The sequence below is a fragment of the Schaalia sp. HMT-172 genome (assembly GCF_030644365.1).
Taxonomy (GTDB): Bacteria; Actinomycetota; Actinomycetes; order Actinomycetales; family Actinomycetaceae; genus Pauljensenia.
This window is the reverse complement of record NZ_CP130058.1, coordinates 1,999,407-2,016,961: the sequence shown is the minus strand read 5'-3', so window position 1 is coordinate 2,016,961 and position 17,555 is coordinate 1,999,407. Positions and strand designations below refer to the sequence as shown.

Annotated in this window: 14 protein-coding genes; 10 read left to right on the top strand and 4 right to left on the bottom strand. The window is 68.5% G+C overall.

Annotated features, from left to right (window positions below; all coding sequences use genetic code 11):
• The first annotated feature begins 318 nt into the window (after positions 1 to 318).
• The 10 genes from QU663_RS08400 (at position 319) to tsaD (ending at position 10,539) form a co-directional block, all read left to right on the top strand.
• Complete coding sequence (locus QU663_RS08400) at positions 319 to 2,064, top strand: bifunctional ADP-dependent NAD(P)H-hydrate dehydratase/NAD(P)H-hydrate epimerase (protein ID WP_021612433.1); 1,746 nt, start codon at positions 319 to 321, stop codon at positions 2,062 to 2,064.
• Between the two features lie 60 nt (positions 2,065 to 2,124).
• Complete coding sequence (alr, locus tag QU663_RS08395; protein ID WP_021612432.1) at positions 2,125 to 3,399, top strand: alanine racemase; 1,275 nt, start codon at positions 2,125 to 2,127, stop codon at positions 3,397 to 3,399.
• A complete protein-coding gene (gene tsaE, locus QU663_RS08390) occupies positions 3,392 to 3,988 on the top strand; it encodes a tRNA (adenosine(37)-N6)-threonylcarbamoyltransferase complex ATPase subunit type 1 TsaE (RefSeq protein ID WP_021612431.1) in 597 nt (198 codons plus the stop codon). Before alr ends, tsaE begins: the two co-directional genes overlap by 8 nt.
• A gap of 9 nt (positions 3,989 to 3,997) precedes the next feature.
• The gene (tsaB, locus tag QU663_RS08385) at positions 3,998 to 4,693 is read left to right on the top strand and encodes a tRNA (adenosine(37)-N6)-threonylcarbamoyltransferase complex dimerization subunit type 1 TsaB (protein ID WP_009057935.1); all 696 of its coding nucleotides are present in this window, start codon (positions 3,998 to 4,000) and stop codon (positions 4,691 to 4,693) included.
• Positions 4,690 to 5,166 (top strand): ribosomal protein S18-alanine N-acetyltransferase, encoded by a 477-nt coding sequence (rimI, locus tag QU663_RS08380; protein ID WP_021612430.1) that lies wholly within the window; start codon positions 4,690 to 4,692, stop codon positions 5,164 to 5,166. Before tsaB ends, rimI begins: the two co-directional genes overlap by 4 nt.
• 204 nt (positions 5,167 to 5,370) lie before the next feature.
• Positions 5,371 to 6,084 carry a succinate dehydrogenase cytochrome b subunit gene (locus QU663_RS08375; RefSeq protein ID WP_034481911.1) on the top strand — a complete coding sequence of 238 codons (714 nt, stop codon included), beginning with the start codon at positions 5,371 to 5,373 and terminating at the stop codon, positions 6,082 to 6,084.
• Between the two features lie 16 nt (positions 6,085 to 6,100).
• Positions 6,101 to 8,080 carry a fumarate reductase/succinate dehydrogenase flavoprotein subunit gene (locus QU663_RS08370; RefSeq protein ID WP_021612428.1) on the top strand — a complete coding sequence of 660 codons (1,980 nt, stop codon included), beginning with the start codon at positions 6,101 to 6,103 and terminating at the stop codon, positions 8,078 to 8,080.
• Positions 8,077 to 8,820 carry a succinate dehydrogenase/fumarate reductase iron-sulfur subunit gene (locus QU663_RS08365; protein WP_021612427.1) on the top strand — a complete coding sequence of 248 codons (744 nt, stop codon included), beginning with the start codon at positions 8,077 to 8,079 and terminating at the stop codon, positions 8,818 to 8,820. Before QU663_RS08370 ends, QU663_RS08365 begins: the two co-directional genes overlap by 4 nt.
• 323 nt (positions 8,821 to 9,143) lie before the next feature.
• A complete protein-coding gene (locus QU663_RS08360; protein WP_021612425.1) occupies positions 9,144 to 9,383 on the top strand; it encodes a hypothetical protein in 240 nt (79 codons plus the stop codon).
• A 100-nt stretch (positions 9,384 to 9,483) separates the two neighbouring features.
• On the top strand, positions 9,484 to 10,539 hold the full coding sequence (gene tsaD, locus QU663_RS08355) for a tRNA (adenosine(37)-N6)-threonylcarbamoyltransferase complex transferase subunit TsaD (protein WP_021612424.1): 1,056 nt from the start codon (positions 9,484 to 9,486) through the stop codon (positions 10,537 to 10,539).
• 25 nt (positions 10,540 to 10,564) lie between these two features.
• On the opposite strand, the gene QU663_RS08350 is transcribed toward tsaD, so the two are convergent.
• From QU663_RS08350 to QU663_RS08335, 4 genes are all read right to left on the bottom strand, one after another.
• On the bottom strand, positions 10,565 to 12,130 hold the full coding sequence (locus QU663_RS08350; RefSeq protein WP_021612423.1) for an esterase family protein: 1,566 nt from the start codon (positions 12,128 to 12,130) through the stop codon (positions 10,565 to 10,567).
• A gap of 2 nt (positions 12,131 to 12,132) precedes the next feature.
• On the bottom strand, positions 12,133 to 14,820 hold the full coding sequence (locus tag QU663_RS08345; RefSeq protein WP_021612422.1) for a bifunctional lysylphosphatidylglycerol flippase/synthetase MprF: 2,688 nt from the start codon (positions 14,818 to 14,820) through the stop codon (positions 12,133 to 12,135).
• A gap of 122 nt (positions 14,821 to 14,942) precedes the next feature.
• Positions 14,943 to 16,112 (bottom strand): glutamate--cysteine ligase, encoded by a 1,170-nt coding sequence (locus tag QU663_RS08340; protein ID WP_034481895.1) that lies wholly within the window; start codon positions 16,110 to 16,112, stop codon positions 14,943 to 14,945.
• Between the two features lie 65 nt (positions 16,113 to 16,177).
• Positions 16,178 to 17,419, bottom strand: a complete 1,242-nt coding sequence (locus QU663_RS08335; RefSeq protein ID WP_034481909.1) for a class I SAM-dependent methyltransferase — start codon at positions 17,417 to 17,419, stop codon at positions 16,178 to 16,180.
• Positions 17,420 to 17,555 lie beyond the last annotated feature (136 nt).

Genomic DNA, 17,555 nt, shown 5'->3' with positions numbered 1-17,555 from the left:
GTGTAACCTTAACGATCGGTAGTCTACTCTCTGTGGGTGCTTTGTGTGAAGGCCGCGTCCATCTGGTGGAAGGCGAATCCTCCCCCGAAAACTCCCGTGATCACGGCCCGCGTTGCCCAGGTTTCAGTCGCGCTGCGACTCCTGAACTCGGAGATATTCCGCTAGCCGATGACGATATGTCAAGCGGTTGAACATCTCGACAGGCGCGCAGCGTAGCGGCGGGTGAGGTGAGGGGCAATTGACCGATGTTGATCCTGGACGGCCGCGCCCAGCGGAAAGCCCGCGCGGAGGCATGCGACAGCATGTGACAATGGAGATATGTTGACATTTGACGGACCTGCCCAGACGTTCCAGCAGGCGCGCTCAATCGAAGAGCGCTTTGTCCGCGAGGCAGCGCAGATCGATGACCCGGACATGTACATGCGCCAGGTCGGCGACGCGGTCGCCCAGCGCGTTGTCCGCCTCGTCGGTGACATGGCCCCTCTGTTCGCCGAGCCTCACGAACCCCCTGTCCCCGGCCCGCGGGCGGACGTCGTCGCCTTCGTCGGAGGGGGCGACAACGGTGGTGATGCCCTGTACGCGTGCGCGACCCTCGCTGACATGGGCATCAACGTGGCGGCGATCCTGCTCAAACGAAAGCGCCACGCCCGTGCGCTGCGCGCCGCTAAGACAGCTGGTGTCACCATCGTGGACCTTAAAGGGGGTTCGATCACCACAGTTTTAGATTCCCCCCAGCTCGCCCTGGTGGCGTTCGCGAAAGTGTGGATCGACGGCATTGTTGGCGTCGGTGGCAAGGGGGCCCTCAAGGGGAACCTCGCCGAGGCCGTTGAACAACTCAACGACTTCTCGTTCCTCACCCACCCCGCAGTTGTCTCGATTGATGTGCCCTCGGGCCTGACCGACGACGAGGGGAACGTGAAGGGCGCCGTCATGCGCGCCACGCACACGATGGCCGTGGGCAGCTTCAAGCGCGCCCAGATCCTGGCACCCGCCGCGCAGTATTGTGGCGCCTTGGAACTCATCGAGATGGAGTGGACCGGACTCGTTGGCCTGACGCTCGCTGACACGGAGGAAACGAGCGGCGAGGTTCCGGTGTACTTCTACGACGGAACCGGCAGCAGCCGATTCGTTCAAGCCCCGGCCTTTGACGACGACAAGTACGCGCGTGGCGTCGTCGGCCTCGTCGCCGGATCCGACACCTACCCGGGCGCCGGCCTGCTCGCCACGCGCGGGGCTTTGGCGTCCGGCGTCGGCATGGTGCGCCTGAACTCCACCCGGCGCGTCCAAGACCTCGTGCTGTCCGCCGAGCCGGGCGTCGTCACGGTGGGCGGGCGCATCCAGGCGGCCCTCATCGGCCCCGGACTGGACGAGGACCGCCGCGAGGACGCGCTCGAACTCGCGCAATTCTGCGGCCAGTCCGGCGTTCCGCTCGTCATCGACGCCTGGGGCCTCGACCTGATTCCGGAGCTGGCGGACACCATCAACCCCGAGACCACCGTCCTCACCCCGCACCACGGTGAGGCCGCGCGGCTGCTGACGAGGCTCGGCACGCCGACGAAACGGGACGAGGTCGCCGCAGTCCCCCTGCGCTACGCGAACCTCCTCCACGAGGCCACGGGCTGCCACGTCGTACTCAAGGGCCCGGTGACCATCGTGCGTTCCTTCGAATACGCGGACATGCTCCGCGATCAAGCGCTGCTCGCCAGCTTCATCAACCCGGAGTTAGATTTCCCCGACCTGGAGAGCATGGAAGACAGCGTGACCCGCTGCGACTCCACGCTGGTCGCGCCGACCACCACGTCGTGGGCGGGAGTCGCGGGCAGCGGCGACGTCCTGGCAGGCCTGATCGCCGGCATCCTCGCCCGCCCCGTCAGGGACGAGCACGCGCTGCCAGGACCGAACGGACAACCACAGGCCGTCACGCCCGAACGACTGGTATCGGCCGTGTGGCTCCACGGTCGCGCAGCGAAGCTGGCCACCGATGAATACAACGGTCGCGCCCCCATTCAGGCGCGTGACATCGCTGACGCAATCCCGGAAGCGCTCGCCGCCCTCAGCCTGTGAGGCGGGAGGGCACAGGCGCAGCCGCGCGGCGCGCTCGGGCCCGCGTGAGATACTAGGGGAGTGACTTCCACGAACGAACACGGTCAAGGACGGGGATACCCGTCACAAGCGGTCGTCGACCTGGCCGCCATCCGGCACAACCTGGGCGTCCTGCGGGCCGCCGCCCCCGGCGCGCTCCAGCTCGCGACCGTCAAGGCCAACGCCTACGGGCACGGCCTGCTCCCCGTTGCGCTCGCCGCCCTGGAAGGCGGTGCCGACTGGCTGGGTGTTGCCCAGCTCGCCGAGGCCTTCACCCTGCGCGAAGGCCTGGACGAGGCCGGGGTCGCCCGCGCCGACGCGCCCCTCCTCGCGTGGATCTCCACCTCCTCCTCCGACTTCGCCGCGGCCATCGACGCCGACATCGACGTGTCCGTGTCCTGGACGTGGGTCCTCGCCGACATCTGCGCCGCCGCCCGGCAGGTGGGCCGCCCCGCGCGCGTCCACGTCAAGATCGACACCGGCATGTCTCGCGCGGGCTCGACCCTGGCTGACCTGCCCGCCCTGGCCTCCGCCCTGCGCATGGCGGCCGACGAAGGCCTCGTCGACGTCGTCGGCGCGTGGAGCCACATGTCGCGAGCCGACGACCCCAGCGAGGCGGGCAACGCCTCGACCGCCAGCCACGTGCGCATCTTCGAAGAAGGCCTGGCGATCCTCGCCGACGCGGGCATCACGCCGCGCATCCGCCACCTGGCCGCCACCTCCGGGATCCTGTGGCACCCCGAAACACACTACGACATGGTGCGCGTCGGCATCGGCCTGTACGGCCTCAGCCCCGACCCCGCCGTCGCCTCCGCCACCGACCTGAACCTGGTCCCCGCCCTCACCCTGCGCGCGCCCCTCACCTCCGTCAAGGTCATCGAGGAGGGCACCCCGGCCTCGTACGGCGGGACCTGGGTGGCGCCCACGCGCCGCTGGGTCGGCCTGGTTCCCCTCGGCTACGGCGACGGCATCCTGCGCTCCGCCTCCAATCGCGCGCGCGTCACCGTCCACACCGCCTCCGGCCCCCTCGAGGCGCCCCTCATCGGACGCGTGTGCATGGACCAATTCATCGTCGACCTCGGGCCCGCAGACGGCGACGCAGGCACCCCGACCGCGCGCAGCGGGGACGCGCCCGCGGCCGTCGGAGACCTTGCTGTCCTCTTCGGAGCCGGACACGACGGCGATCCGATGGCCGACGATTGGGCGCGCGCCGCGACCACCATCAACTACGAAATCGTCACCCGCCTGGGCGCCCACATTCCTCGCGCCTACGTCGGTGAGGCCACCGCGACTCAGGGGAGCACCGCTCATGACTGATCAGCCCATCGCCTCCTACGCCGTCGACACCTCCGACGCTGACCAGACGCGGGCGCTTGGCGAAGCCCTCGGACGCGTCCTGGCGGCCGGGGACCTCGTCATGCTCTCGGGCGGGCTCGGCGCCGGCAAGACTACCCTCACGCAGGGCATCGGCGTCGGCATGGGCGTGCGCGGCCGTGTCGCCTCACCCACATTCATCGTCGCCCGCGTCCACCCCACCCTCGGTGGTGGCCCCGACCTCATCCACGCGGACGCCTACCGCATCACCGACCTGAACGACCTGGAGACCCTCGACCTCGACTCCTCCCTCGACGAGGCCGTCACCGTCGTTGAATGGGGCGAGGGCAAAACCGAAGCCATGAGCGAGGAACGCCTGGCCATCGAGGTGCGCCGTGCGAGCGGCGGGCAAGCCCAGCGCGACGGCGACGTCATCGATCTCGAACACATGGACGACGGACGGCGCCGCATCATCCTGCGCGCGCACGGACACCGCTGGGATGGCGTCCTCGACTCGCTCGTCGCCGCCCACGGGGGAACGCGCCTCGACCAGGACGCCCTTGACAGCGACGATCACACCGACGGCGAGTAGGATCACATCGTGCGAGAGATAGCCCTGGACACCCAAGCCGCAACCGCCGTCGCCATCATCGAAGACGGCCGCGTGATCGCCCGCGCCCACAACGACTCCGGGCGCCACCACGCCGAATCCATCACGCCCCTCGTGCGCGAGGCCCTTCAGGCCGCCGACCTGCCCGCCACCCTGGGCGGCGCCGGGATCGACCGTGTCCTCGTGGGCACCGGTCCCGCCCCCTTCACGGGACTGCGCGCGGGCCTCGTCTCCGCCCGCGTCCTCGCCCGCGTCGCGGGCGTGCCAGCCTACGGCGTGTCAGCCCTCGACGTCATCGCCCGCCAAGGCCTCGACCTGCTCGCCCCCGACACGCGCGTCTACGCGATCGCCGACGCGCGCCGCCGCGAACTCTACTGGGGCTCCTACCTGGCCGCCGGGCCCGACGACGTCACCCTCGAGGGCCGCCTCGAAGTGGGGGACGTCGCCTCCCTGCTCGCCGCCATGCGACACGCCCCCGGCCTCGTCGTCGCCGGAGCCCCCATCCCCGCCCATTCAGCGCCCGCGCTCGCGCGCGCCGACCTGGGCCCCCAGATCGAGCTGGACCCCGCCGTCATGAGCCGCATCGTCGCCACGCGCCTCACCCGCGGCGAGAGCGACCGCCTGGGCACCGACCCCCTCTACCTGCGCCGACCTGACATCCAGGGCCAGCCAACCGCGCGCCTATGACCGCCGAGCTGCGCGTCGCTACGCTCGACGACCTGCAGATCCTCGTCGACCTCGAGGCCGTCACCTTCCCCGAGGACCCGTGGACCCCCTTCATGCTCGCCGACGAACTATCCTCGCCGACCTCGCGCTACTGGATCGCCACGAACGAGGCCGGGGACCCCGTCGGCTACGGCGGCGTCAAAGTCGGGGGAGACCAGGCCGACGTCATGACGATCGGGGTCGCACCCCATGCTCGAGGCCGCGGCGTCGGGCGAGCGATCCTCGACGCGCTCCTCGGCTGGGCACGCCAGGCCGGTGCCGCCGACATCTTCCTCGACGTGAGGCCCTCCAACGAGGGGGCCATCGCCCTGTACAACTCCCGTGGGTTCGTCGAAATCGGGCGTAGGCCACGCTATTTCCGCAACCCGGTCGAGGAAGCCGTCGAAATGCGCGCGCCCCTGACCCGCGCGGGTGCGAAGACCACCACCAAATAGGAACGCTCCATGTCACATTATTCGGCTCTTTCAGCCCCGCTCGGGCGCGCGCGCAGGGCCGAAAATGTCGCGGCGTGCACCGATTGTCCACGCGCCAGAAACGGCGCAAAATAGCGGAAAGCTGGGGCAGGGGAGAAGCCTCCGCGCGCCGTCTCGTGCCAACGTCCTACCGCCGCCGGGCAATGCGCCGATATGCTTCATGACATGGCCACTCAAAATGTCGCAACGAAGAAGCGCCGCGCGTGGACCACCAGCGTCTTTATTAAGCAGCTGATGGCCGTCTCGGGCTTCGTTTTCGTTTTCTTCTTGCTGTTCCACTCCTACGGCAACCTCAAGATGTTCCTGGGCGCGGAGGTCTACAACGACTACGCGCACTGGCTGCATGAAGAGGCTTTCGTGCCGATCTTCCCGCACGGCGGATTCATCTGGGTCTTCCGCGCCGCCATGGTGCTGATGCTCATCATCCACCTGTGGGCCGCCGCCTACACCTGGAAGCGTTCGCGTCGCGCCCGCTCCACCCGCTACGTCGTCAAGAAGTCCGTCTCGGACTCCTACGCGGCTCGCACCATGCGTATGAGCGGTGTCCTCATCCTGCTGATCCTGATCTTCCACATCGCTCACTTCACCACCGTGAGCCTGCCCGCGAAGGTCGCGAACTTCGGCGCTGACGTCACCACGCCTTACGCCCGCATGATCGCTTCCTTCCAGTCGCCGGTCCTGGTGATCCTCTACGCCGTGTTCGTCGGCTGCGCCTGCATCCACGTCTCCCACGGCTTCTGGTCCATGTTCCAGTCGCTCGGTTGGGTGCGTTCCGCGACCCGTAAGCCGCTGGTTCTCCTCTCGGGCCTGGTCGGTCTGGTCATCTTCGTGATGTTCATGGCCCCGCCCGTCGCCATCGTCACCGGCTTGATCCACTGAGGAAGGGCACGCAATCATGACCGATAAACTCATCCACGGCCTCTACCGTGAAGGCGAGAAGATCGCCGACACGAAGGCCCCCCACGACGTTCCGATCGCTCAGCGCTGGGAGCAGCGCAAATTCACCGCCGCGCTCGTCAACCCCGCCAACCGCCGTAAGCTGCGCGTCATCATCGTCGGCTCCGGCCTCGCGGGCGGCGCCGCCGCCGCATCGCTGGGCGAAATGGGCTACAACGTCGACGTGTTCTTCTACCAGGACTCCGCCCGCCGCGCGCACTCCATCGCCGCGCAGGGTGGTATCAACGCCGCGAAGAACTACCGCAACGACAACGACTCCGTCTACCGTCTCTTCTACGACACGGTCAAGGGCGGCGACTACCGCGCCCGCGAGGACAACGTCTACCGCCTCGCCGAGGTCAGCGCCAACATCATCGACCAGTGCGTCGCGCAGGGCGTTCCCTTCGCCCGCGAGTACGGCGGCCTCCTCGACAACCGCTCCTTCGGTGGCGTGCAGGTGTCCCGCACGTTCTACGCGCGTGGCCAGACCGGCCAGCAGCTGCTGATCGGCGCCTACCAGGCGCTTGAGCGTCAGGTCGCCGCGGGCACCGTCACCGAGCACTCGCGTCACGAGATGGTCGAGCTCATCGTCGATGAGGGCAAGGCGCGCGGCATCATCGCCCGCGACATGTCCACCGGCAAGCTCGAGACCTTCATCGCCGACGCGGTCGTGCTGGCCACCGGCGGCTACGGCAACGTGTTCTTCCTGTCCACCAACGCGATGGGCTGCAACGGGACCGCCATCTGGCGTGCGTACCGCAAGGGCGCCTACTTCGGCAACCCCTGCTTCACGCAGATTCACCCCACGTGTATCCCCCAGCACGGCGACCAGCAGTCGAAGCTGACCCTCATGTCGGAGTCGCTGCGTAACGACGGTCGCATCTGGGTTCCCAAGCGCGCCGAGGACTGCGAGAAGGATCCGCGCGATATTCCCGAAGAGGATCGCGACTACTACCTGGAGCGCATCTACCCCTCCTTCGGTAACCTCGTGCCCCGCGATATCGCGTCGCGTCAGGCCAAGAACATGTGCGACGAGGGCCGCGGCGTCGGCCCGAAGATCGACGGTGTCGCCCGCGGCGTCTACCTCGACTTCTCCGAGGCCATCTCCCGTATGGGCAGGGCAGCCGTCTCCGCTAAGTACGGCAACCTCTTCGACATGTACGAGCGCATCACGGGCGACAACCCCTACGAGGTGCCCATGCGCATCTACCCCGCCGTCCACTACACCATGGGTGGCCTGTGGGTTGACTACGACCTCGAGTCGAACCTGCCCGGTCTGTACGTGGCCGGCGAGGCAAACTTCTCCGACCACGGCGCGAACCGCCTGGGTGCCTCGGCGCTCATGCAGGGCCTGTCGGACGGCTACTTCGTCCTGCCCAACACGATCAACGACTACCTGGCGCACTGCTTCCACCTGCCCAAGCTGGACGCAAACTCGCCTTCCGTCAAGGAAGCTCTCGAGTCGGCTCAGGGACGCATCGATACCCTCATGTCGATCAATGGCACCCGCTCCGTGGACTCGTTCCACAAGGAGCTGGGCAAGATCATGTGGGAGTACTGCGGCATGGAGCGCACCGAGGCCGGCCTGAAGAAGGCCGTCGGTCTGATCCGCGAGCTGCGCGCCGACTACTGGAAGAACGTTCGCGTTCCCGGCAAGTCGATCGGCGAACTCAACCAGTCCCTCGAGAAGGCCGGCCGCGTGGCCGACTTCATGGAGCTGGGTGAGCTCATGTGCATCGACGCGCTGCACCGCGAAGAGTCGTGTGGCGGCCACTTCCGCGCGGAGTCCCAGACTCCCGAGGGTGAGGCCCTGCGTCACGACGACAAGTTCCTGTACGTGGCGGCCTGGGAGTTCGCTGGCGAAGGCGAGCCCCCGATCCTCCACAAGGAAGATCTGATTTACAACGACATCGAGCTGAAGCAGCGGAGCTACAAGTGAACCTGACACTGAGGATCTGGCGCCAAAACGGTCCCGAAGACAAGGGCGCAATTCATGAATACCAGGTGAAGGGAATCTCGGAAGAGTCCTCGTTCCTGGAGATGCTCGACGTCCTGAACGAAGAGCTCTTCGCACGCGGCGAGGAACCCATCGCCTTCGACTCCGACTGCCGCGAGGGCATCTGCGGTCAGTGTGGCATCGTCATCAACGGCATCGCTCACGGCCCGGAGGTCACCACGACCTGCCAGCTGCACATGCGTTCCTTCCACGATGGCGACGTCATCACGATCGAGCCGTGGCGTGCATCGGGCTTCCCGATCATCAAGGACCTCGTGGTCAACCGCAGCGCCCTGGACCGCATCATCCAGGCCGGCGGCTACATCTCCGTCAACACGGGTGCAGCCCCCGACGCGCACGCGACCCCGGTCCCGAAGCAGGATGCGGATCGCGCGTTCGAGGCCGCGGCCTGCATCGGCTGCGGTGCGTGCGTGGCTGCCTGCCCGAACGCCTCGGCGATGCTCTTCACCTCCGCGAAGGTCACGCACCTCGGCCTGCTCCCGCAGGGCAAGCCCGAGAACTACAAGCGCGTCGTGGGCATGCTCAACCAGATGGACGAGGAGGGCTTCGGCTCCTGCTCGAACATCGGCGAGTGTGCGGCGGTGTGCCCCAAGCAGATCCCGCTCGACGTGATCGCAAACCTGAACCGCCAGCTCGGAAAGGCCGCCTTCAAGGGCGTCTGACCGGCATGAGTGGCCCGAGGGCCCGGCGTACTTCGGTGCGCCGGGCCCTCGCGTATGCGTGCCCAGCGCGCGGCCGACGTGGGCGAGCAGCGTGGGCTACGTGGGTGAGCAGCGTGGGCAGTGTGGGCGAGCAGCGTGGGCAGTGTGGGCGACATGGGTAGCGCGGTCGACGTGGGCGAGCGGCGTGGGCTACGTGGGCAGCGTGGGTAGCGCGGGCGAGCCGCAGCCAGAGTCGGGGAGAGTCATGCGTCAAGTACCCCCGGCCGCCGTGGTCTCAGGCGTATGATGGTGGTGTCACCGTCGGCTCAGAGAGGAGCTACGCCATGCATTTTGACGAGACCGGCCCGAACACGCACACGCGCCGCTACTGGGTCAGCGCAACGATTGGGATCGCAGCGATGGTCGTCTTCGCGCTCCTGTCGGTCGTTCTCCTCCTGGGAGTCGTCTTCGGCTCCCCGCAGGTGAAACCCGTCGCAGATTCTCTGTTCCCGTGGTCGCTCCTCGTGTTCGCCGTCGCGTGCGTTGCGATGTTCGTGGCGAACGCGCGACCCCGCCAGGAGTGAGGCGCCACCTCGCTCATCGCGGCACCAGGTGCGTCGTGCCAGCGCCGCGCCGCCGGTGCGTGCACGGCGTTGGCGCGCGCCGGGACCTAGACTAGAGGGCGTGAATGAACCCCTGGTCCTTGGTATTGAATCCACGTGCGACGAGACGGGCGTCGGCCTGGTGCGCGGCACGCAGCTGCTGGTCGACCGTACGGCCACGTCGATGGACGAGTACGCCCGCTACGGCGGCATCATCCCGGAGATCGCGTCGCGCGCGCACCTGGAGTCTTTCCTGCCCACGCTCGACGCGGCCCTCGACGAGGCGGGGGTGGCCCTCTCGGACGTTGACGCGATCGCGGTCGCGGCTGGACCGGGTCTCGTGGGCTCGTTGACGGTGGGTATCTGCGCGGCCAAGGCCCTGGCCTCGTCGCTGGGTAAGCCGCTCTACGGCGTCAACCACGTCATCGGGCACCTGGCTGTCGATAAGCTTGCGGAGGGCCCGCTCCCGCCGCACTTTATTGGCCTGGTGGTCTCGGGCGGCCACTCCAACATCCTTGAGATTCGTAGCATCGCGACGGACGTCGTCGAGCTGGGCGGCACCCTGGACGACGCGGCCGGCGAGGCTTTCGATAAGGTGGGGCGCCTCCTCGGCCTGCCCTACCCGGGCGGCCCGCACGTGGATCGCCTCTCCCAGCAGGGAGATCGTGACGCTATTCGTTTCCCGCGCGGCCTGGCCGCCGGCAAGGACAAGGAACGCCACAAGTACGATTTCTCGTTCTCGGGCCTCAAGACCGCCGTCGCCCGCTACATCGAGGGCGCGACCAGCCGAGGCGAGACCGTCAGCAAGGAAAACGTGTGCGCGGCCTTCTCCGAGGCCGTCAACGATTCCCTGACCGCCAAGGCGGTGCGAGCGGCGCTGGACACGGGCTGCGACACCATCGTTGTGGGAGGCGGTTTCTCTGCGAACTCGCGCCTGCGCGCTCTGCTGACCGAGCGGGCCGAGGCCGCCGGCGTCCAGGTGCGCATGCCTCCGCTGCGCTTTTGCACCGATAACGGCGCCCAGATCGCGGCGATCGGCTCGGAGCTGGTGGCGGCGGGGCTGCCCCCATCGGGCTGGGATTTCTCGCCGGATTCGGGCATGGAGCTGACGACCACCTACGTGGCGCCTCGCTCCTGAGGGGCGCGCCCGCTCGGCGCAGCGCTCAGTGCAGGCTGTCCACGATTGTCTGGCCCACCGAGGACCACGTCGTGTAGAAACCGCCGGCCATGTTGCCGCACACCCCGATGAGTGAGGCGCAGGCGAAGGCGGCCAGCGTGAGTGCGACCAGTCGGGCGCCGTAGGCAGCCAGGGCACCCCAGGGACGCGGGATCGCGGCAAAGACCCGCTCCGAAGCGGGGCGGCAGAACCGGGATGTGCTGTCGGTGGCCTCGTCGCGGGCGTCCGCAACCACCCGCCAGGTGGCTGCGTAGCGCCAAGCGATCAGCACGAGGATGACAGACAGGAGCGCGAGGAGCGCGAGGGTGACGCGGCCGTTGGGACCCGTGGACGATTCCGTGTGGGTCACGGTTGTCACGGGAACGATGGACGCGTATGCCTCGGAGGCCTGGGCCTTCTGAGCGGTCGGGGCGGCGCCCACCGCGTTCGCGACGCGGTCGGAGGATCCCCACCACGCGAGCATCGTCGGGATGTGTTCGCGCCACAGGGGGCCCGCGTGTCCGCCGGTGGGCGGGACGTCCGTCGTGACCGTGTCGGGCGGACGCACCGCCGCCGCCATCTTGAGCGCAGTGTAGGCCCCGCCGACGACGTCATCACCGGCGGCCATCGCGTAGATGCGCATCCCGTCGGGCGTGCGGTTGGCGAGCATGGTGGACAGAGTGTTGTCGGCCAGGTACTGGTCACCCTGGTTCGTCATCTGGCCTTCGATTTGGGTGTCGTAGCCGGACAGGGAGGCGGCAGCGCCGTAGGTCTCGGGCGTGCGCAGCGCCGTCCAGACCGCGCAGTAGGCGCCCGCGGAGAATCCGCCGATCATCCAGGCGTCGCGGTTACCGCTCGTGTTGGGGAAGTTGTGGCGGATCATCGCGGGGACTTCGCGGGCCGCCCACGTGTACACGGGCGGGCGTCCTTCGATATCCGCGCAATCGTGGGCCTCCTCGTCGACGCTCAGGGAGGGGGCGACGACGATGGTGGGCGGGATGATGCCGGCGTCAACGGCGTCGTCGAGGGCTTGCTGGACCTGCGCGCCCTGCGTGGTTCCGTCGGCCTCGCCGGGGTACCCGTGGAGGAGCTCGATGACGGCGTAGGTCTTGCCGTCCGTGGGGGAGTAGTCGCGCGGTGCGATCACGTAAACGGGTAGGGTGATCCCGCTGATGGGTCCGGTCCACGTGGCGACGAGCATGCCGTCGTCGGTGCGCGTGAAGGACGCGCCGAGGGCGGAGGGATCAATGCTCTGATTGCCGATCGTGACTTCGCCGCCTGACTGGGCCTCGGAGCCCACGACCGAGGACTGGATAAGTTTTCCGAGGTCACCGCTGGTTTTAACGATGCCGAGGGAACGGTTCGCGATGAGTCCGCCCACGGAGGCGACGAGGAGGGTCGGCACGAGGATAAGGACCGCGCGTGCGAACCAATGCCGCTTGGGGCGGGGGAAGCGCGAGGGCGCGTAGCGGGGAAGCAGGGCGGCCCCCGCGACGAGGGAGAGGACGGCGAGGACGGCGACGGCCGCGAGGGTGCGCCCGGAGATCAGAGAAATGGAAGCAAGGAAGGACATGCTCACTCCTGTCCGCGTGTCGTTGACGAGGCCGTGGCGCCGCCGCGCTCAGCGCGTGAGGCGTTTCCCCGGGGGCTGGGCGCATCCGGGGCGGGGGCGTCGGTGCGGCGCGTGGCGTGCGCCGAGCGCAGGTCACCCACGCCTTTTGCCGCGAGTTTGGCGAGGCCAGCGCTGACGGAGGCGAGCAGCGTGAGGGTTTGCGTGGGGGACACGGAGGGGACGTAGGCGTGCGAAATAGCCAGGCCCACGGTTGCCAGGGAGGCGGGGTCAGGCACGGCCAGGTAGAGGGGCTGCGTGCGCGGCTTGAACTTGCGTTTGAAGGCGTGCAGCGACGTGAAACCGTAGAGGGGCTCCATGATGGCCGCCAGCGCGTCGATGAGTGGGCCGAACACGGAGGTGTCGTCGGCGGAGCGGGTGAGGGGCGCGCCCGACAGGGACAGGAATTCGAGGCCTTCCTCCTGGGCGGACAGGGCCGCCTTGCCGATGAGGAACTCGATGGCGGGGCGCCACCCCTGGGTGCGCCTGCGCATGACGTCCAGGGTGAGGCCGACGACCTGTCCGCCCCGGTAGACAGGCAGCCATGAGGTGACGGCGTGAATCGTTGACTGGGCGTCGACTGCGACGAGAATGCGTGTCTCTGGGACCGCGAGCTCGCGAACGCCGCCGAGCGTGAAGCCCATTTCCGGCAGGGCCTTGTCGGAGCTCCAGTCCCGCGAGATAACGGTGATCTGGTCCTTCCAGCCGAGCGGGCATTCCTCCCAGGTGGTCCACACGGCCTCGACTCCTTCGCGCGTCGCGTGGTTCATGGCGGTGCGCACGTCCTGGTAGGCCTTGCCTTTGAACGCGAGGCCGGGCAGGTCGAGGAGTGATTCCTCGGCGACCTGCATGATCGTCCAGCCGTCGCGCCGGGCGGCCTGCGCGAGGTCCTCGTGGATCGAGTAGAGGGCGGGCGTCAGGCCCGCGGAGGCGGTGAAGGAGGAGAACTCGGCGATGGCCCGCGAGGCCGTTCCCTCCTCGTAGGCGAGGTCCGTGACGGTCAGCGCGACGCCGCCGGCCCCGCGGTAGGCGACCCCGGCCTCGTCGAAGGGAGAGACCCACACCTGATTGCCTTCCCAGGTCTGCATCCACCCGAGGGTGTTGGCCCCGTGCTCGCGTAGGAGGGGGATGAGGTCGTCGACCGGGGAGGAGGCGGGCACGCGAGGCAGAGCCAGGAGCGCGCGCAACACCAGGACCAGCGTGCCGACCCACGCGACGAGCGGCATCCACAGGACGGGCGCCTCGGCCAGGAGAGTCATGGGAACGAGCGTGGGTTCGAAAATCGAGGCGGTCGCAGTGGGCAGGAGAGCGAGGACGTAGTCGTGGAATACCTGCAGTGGCGTCGCGTTGGGAGCGTCCGACAAATCCTCGCCCGAGGCCAGCGCGGAGAAGGGAATAAACGAGTCGCTCGTGAGCAGCCCGAGCACGAATACCACGGCCGCGCACACGACCATGACAATGAGCCAGCGACGCAGCAGGGTCGACGTTGTCGAGGGCGCGGCGTGGATCGTGAAGGAGCGGCGCAGCCACCAGGTAATGGCGCACAACGTCACGTTGAGGAGGACGGGCATGAGCAGCAGGGCGGCGGCCGTGCTCACCTCGGGGCGCAGGGGATCGTCCGGGCCGTTCCACGCGAGAAGCTCGACGGTGGTTGACGTCACCGTCGAGATGCCGAGTATACCCTGCAGGATGAGCGTGCCGACGTAGGCGAGGCGGCGCCCCCTACGCAGGCCGTAGGCGAAGACGAGCTGGAGTGTGATGGGTGCCAGGCACAGGAGGGTCGTGATGACCCCCGTGCGGCCCTCGAGCCACCAGGCCGGCCCCAGTGACCAGCGCATCTGCGCGAGCGGGCCTTCGGGCGCGGCCGAGACGACGGTGAGAGCCGCCGCGCACGCCCAGCACAGGGCGGCGATCGAGGCGAGTTGGCGCCCGAAGGTCACCTCGTCGCCGGTGTCGTCCTCGGAGCCGCGCACGCCGACCAGGCGCGCGGCGACCATGCCGGCCAGGAGCGCCCACACGCGCGCGTAGGAGATCGCCGATCCGAGGATGGCTGCCGACAACACAAGGACTCCGATGAGGAGGAAGCGGGCCCTCCAACGCCAGCGGGAGCTCAGGGATTGGGCTGCCGCGCCCGCGAGTGCAACGAGGATGAGGCTTGTCCCCCACAGGGTGCCCGCGCCGATCGCCTGGCCCCATTCGCTGACGGCGCGCTTGAGAAGGGGCAGCGTCGCCCACGTTGCGGTGACTCCGACGACCTGGCCGGACAGGGCTGCGGCCACCCACGCCCGGGTGCCCAGGTGACGTTCGGCCGCGCCGCCCGCGACAATAACCGCAATGACGCCGACGACAGCGGTCGCGATAAAGTGCCCGGGGATCGCCCCGACGGAGGAGAAGACCGACCACCAGTGGCCCTCCGACGGGTCGGCTTCGAGGACGGTGAACTGGTCGCGCCACACCAGGTAGCTGGCCGAGACGACGGCCATAACGACCGTGACGACCGCCGTCGCGGGGGCTCGGGAGAGCCAGCGGGCAGTCAGGTGTGCCACGGAGGAGAGGAGGACCCACAGGGTGTGCAGCGTCGCCCGTACGGGTACTCCGATCCTCGCTAGAGCGGTCGTGCGGGGTGTGGGCGCTCCCGCTTCTTCCTCAGCCATGGTGGCGTCCTCTCGAGCCAGTTCACTTTTCTGAAGGACAACACTACTCCGGTTATCTGAATGCAGACTGAACGTCGCCTGGGAGGGTGTCTGTCCGGTCACGAGGCCGTGGCCGGGCGGACTCACACACTCAGGGTCGCGAACTCCGCGAGGGCGAGGGGACGCCCGGCGTTCATCTCGGCGCGCATGAGATCGACGACGGCGTCAAGGCCCTGGCCGGGGCGTGCAGCCGCCGCGACGGAACGCTGGCGCTCGTAGGAGGCGCCGATCGTGAGGATCGTGTCGAGTCCGGCGAACTCGCGCGCGCAGCCCAGGTCGGCGGCGACGGGGGCGAGCTCCTCGCGCAGACGCGCGATGCCGTCCCGGGCGCTCTCGGTGGTCCCGTCGCGCGACACGATCAGCGTTGCGTCCATGCCGTAGCGGGCCGAGCGCCACTTGTTCTCAGCGACGAACCAGTCCGGCAGGACGGGAAGGGGCTCGCCGGCGTCGTACAAGCGCGAGAAATGCTCAACGAGGACGTGGGTGAGCGCAGCGAAGGTGCCGACCTCGGTCGCATTCGTTGCCGCGTCGTACACGCGATTTTCGATCGTGCCGAAGGTGGGCGAGGGGCGGATGTCCCAGCGGACCTCGTCGAATCCTTCGATGACGCCCGTGCGGATCATGTCGTCCGTGTAGGCTTCCAGGTCCTCCCACGTGCCGAACTGGCGGGGGATGCCGGCGGTGGGCAGCTGCTGGAAGACCATCGCCCGGTTCGAGGCGTAGCCCGTGTCCTCGCCAGCCCAGAACGGGGAGGACGCGGAAATCGCCTGCAGGTGGCCCAGGTGCGCGGTCAACGCCGCTTGAATCGGCAGGATCTTCGCGCGATCCTCGACGCCGACGTGCACGTGGACTCCGTACAGGAGCATCTGGTGACCCCAGTAGGCGGTGCGCTCCACGAGCTGGGCGTAGCGCTCGGAGTCGGTCACCCGCTGGCGTCCGGGGCGCGCAAAGGGGTGGGTGCCCGCGGTGGCCAGGTCGATGCGCAGGTCCGAGGCCAGGGGGCGCAGGAAGTCAACGCAGCCGGTGAGGTCGGCGATGCACTCAGCGACCGTCGAGCGCGGCTTGGAGACAACCTCGATCGTGTTGAGGAGCATCTCGCGGTGGACGCCCGGATACAGCTGTCCGTCGATCGTCGCGCGGTCGATGATCGCGTCGGCGCTCTGACGAAGGTCGTGCGAGTCGCGGTCGACGAGCTGGAGCTCCCACTCGACACCGATCGTGGAGCGCTGGGAGGAACCGAAGGGCAAGGTCATGGCGTTCCTTTCGCTGATTGCCTCCATTGTGTCAGCACGCTGCTCCGCTTCGGTGGAGAGCTTCCTTACAGGTTTGCGGGCAACCGCCGACAGATGACAGCCCGGTGGCGCCCCTCCAGGCGCGTCGCAATGACTGTCAGTTCCTTGGTTCCGCCACGAAGCTTGAGGGATTGACGCAGCTCCTCCGGGTTGATATCCGCGCCGCGTTTCTTGATTTCGACGGCGCCCGCGTCTCGCGATCTGAGAGCGGCGGCGATCGCCTTGGGTCGAAGGTTTGTCACCTCCAGGACCTCGAAGCGATCATAGAAGGGGCTGTCTGGCAAATCGTCACCTGTCAGATAGGCGATCTTCTCGGACACGATGCCCGCCCCGACCCGCTGCGCCAGGCGCGCCAGCAGGCCCGATCGAATGACCGCTGGATCGGCTTCCGCGATGATGGCCCCCAGCGGGGCGACCTCCACGCGCTCGGCGGGAGCGTCGGCGGCCTCCCCGCAAGGAGAGGCGAGGCTGTGAGCGGCCCCGGCCTCGTCCAGGAGAAGACACGAACGACCCCGGCCCTCGGGCGCGAGAGCGGGGGACCACAGGGAAGCCTCGACGAGGTTGCCGCCCACGCTCACCCACTGAGCGTGCCAATCCGCGGGAATGACGTCATACGCGATGCCCGGCGCCACCTTGACCCCCACCCGATCGATCGTGCGCGCGAGGCGAAGAACCGCGGACAGGGGAGGGGACCAGGCTTCCGGGTTCGTGATGCGCGCGGAGCCTCGCGAGGCCCCCGTGCGCCGTGCCGGATCGGCGAAGATGGCGTCCACGCCCTCGGCCGCAAGCTCGGCGATGTCCAGATCCATGACGTCGCCGAGGCGCACCTGCGACCCCTCGAAATCGCGCAGGTTCACGGCCGCAGCACCCGCCGCATCCGGATCGATGTCAACCGCCAGCACGTCCAAGCCCAGCCCGGCGATCGCCAGCGCATCCGAGCCGATGCCGCAGCCAAGGTCCGCTACCCGCGTCGCGCCGGCGCTGCGGAAACGCTGCGCGTGACGCACCGCTACCACCAGCCGCGTGGCTTGCTCCAGCCCGTCGCGCGTGAACACCATGTGGGAGGCGACCGGGCCGAACTTCGTGCGCGCCGCCTCGCGCAACGCGAGCTGGGTCAACACGGCGGCCGCCAGCCCTGCCTCGACGCCGGAGGCCCGCAGGGCGCCCCCCAGCTCGCGCAGCGGGATCGGATTCGTCTCCTGGCGGGCCTGCAGGGAAGCCAGGAGCTCCCAGCCGGGGGAGGACAGGATCGGGGTCAGAGCGCTCACGGCATCATTGTCCCATCTCTTCACCGCCAAGGCCTGGGCCGGGTCGCGCTCGCGGGCGGGGCCGACCGGCATCGCCGTCGGTGAACCGCCTGGCACTCAGGTTGCCTGAGTGCCAGGTGCGCAACTACACTCATTG

What these genes read in the sequence shown, in the direction of transcription:
- QU663_RS08400 (WP_021612433.1), top strand. Translation starts at nt 319, where the DNA reads ATGTTGACATTTGACGGACCTGCCCAGACGTTCCAGCAGGCGCGCTCA.
- tsaE (WP_021612431.1), top strand. Translation starts at nt 3,392, where the DNA reads ATGACTGATCAGCCCATCGCCTCCTACGCCGTCGACACCTCCGACGCT.
- rimI (WP_021612430.1), top strand. Translation starts at nt 4,690, where the DNA reads ATGACCGCCGAGCTGCGCGTCGCTACGCTCGACGACCTGCAGATCCTC.
- QU663_RS08375 (WP_034481911.1), top strand. Translation starts at nt 5,371, where the DNA reads ATGGCCACTCAAAATGTCGCAACGAAGAAGCGCCGCGCGTGGACCACC.
- QU663_RS08370 (WP_021612428.1), top strand. Translation starts at nt 6,101, where the DNA reads ATGACCGATAAACTCATCCACGGCCTCTACCGTGAAGGCGAGAAGATC.
- QU663_RS08360 (WP_021612425.1), top strand. Translation starts at nt 9,144, where the DNA reads ATGCATTTTGACGAGACCGGCCCGAACACGCACACGCGCCGCTACTGG.
- QU663_RS08350 (WP_021612423.1), bottom strand. Translation starts at nt 12,130, where the DNA reads ATGTCCTTCCTTGCTTCCATTTCTCTGATCTCCGGGCGCACCCTCGCG.
- QU663_RS08345 (WP_021612422.1), bottom strand. Translation starts at nt 14,820, where the DNA reads ATGGCTGAGGAAGAAGCGGGAGCGCCCACACCCCGCACGACCGCTCTA.
- QU663_RS08340 (WP_034481895.1), bottom strand. Translation starts at nt 16,112, where the DNA reads ATGACCTTGCCCTTCGGTTCCTCCCAGCGCTCCACGATCGGTGTCGAG.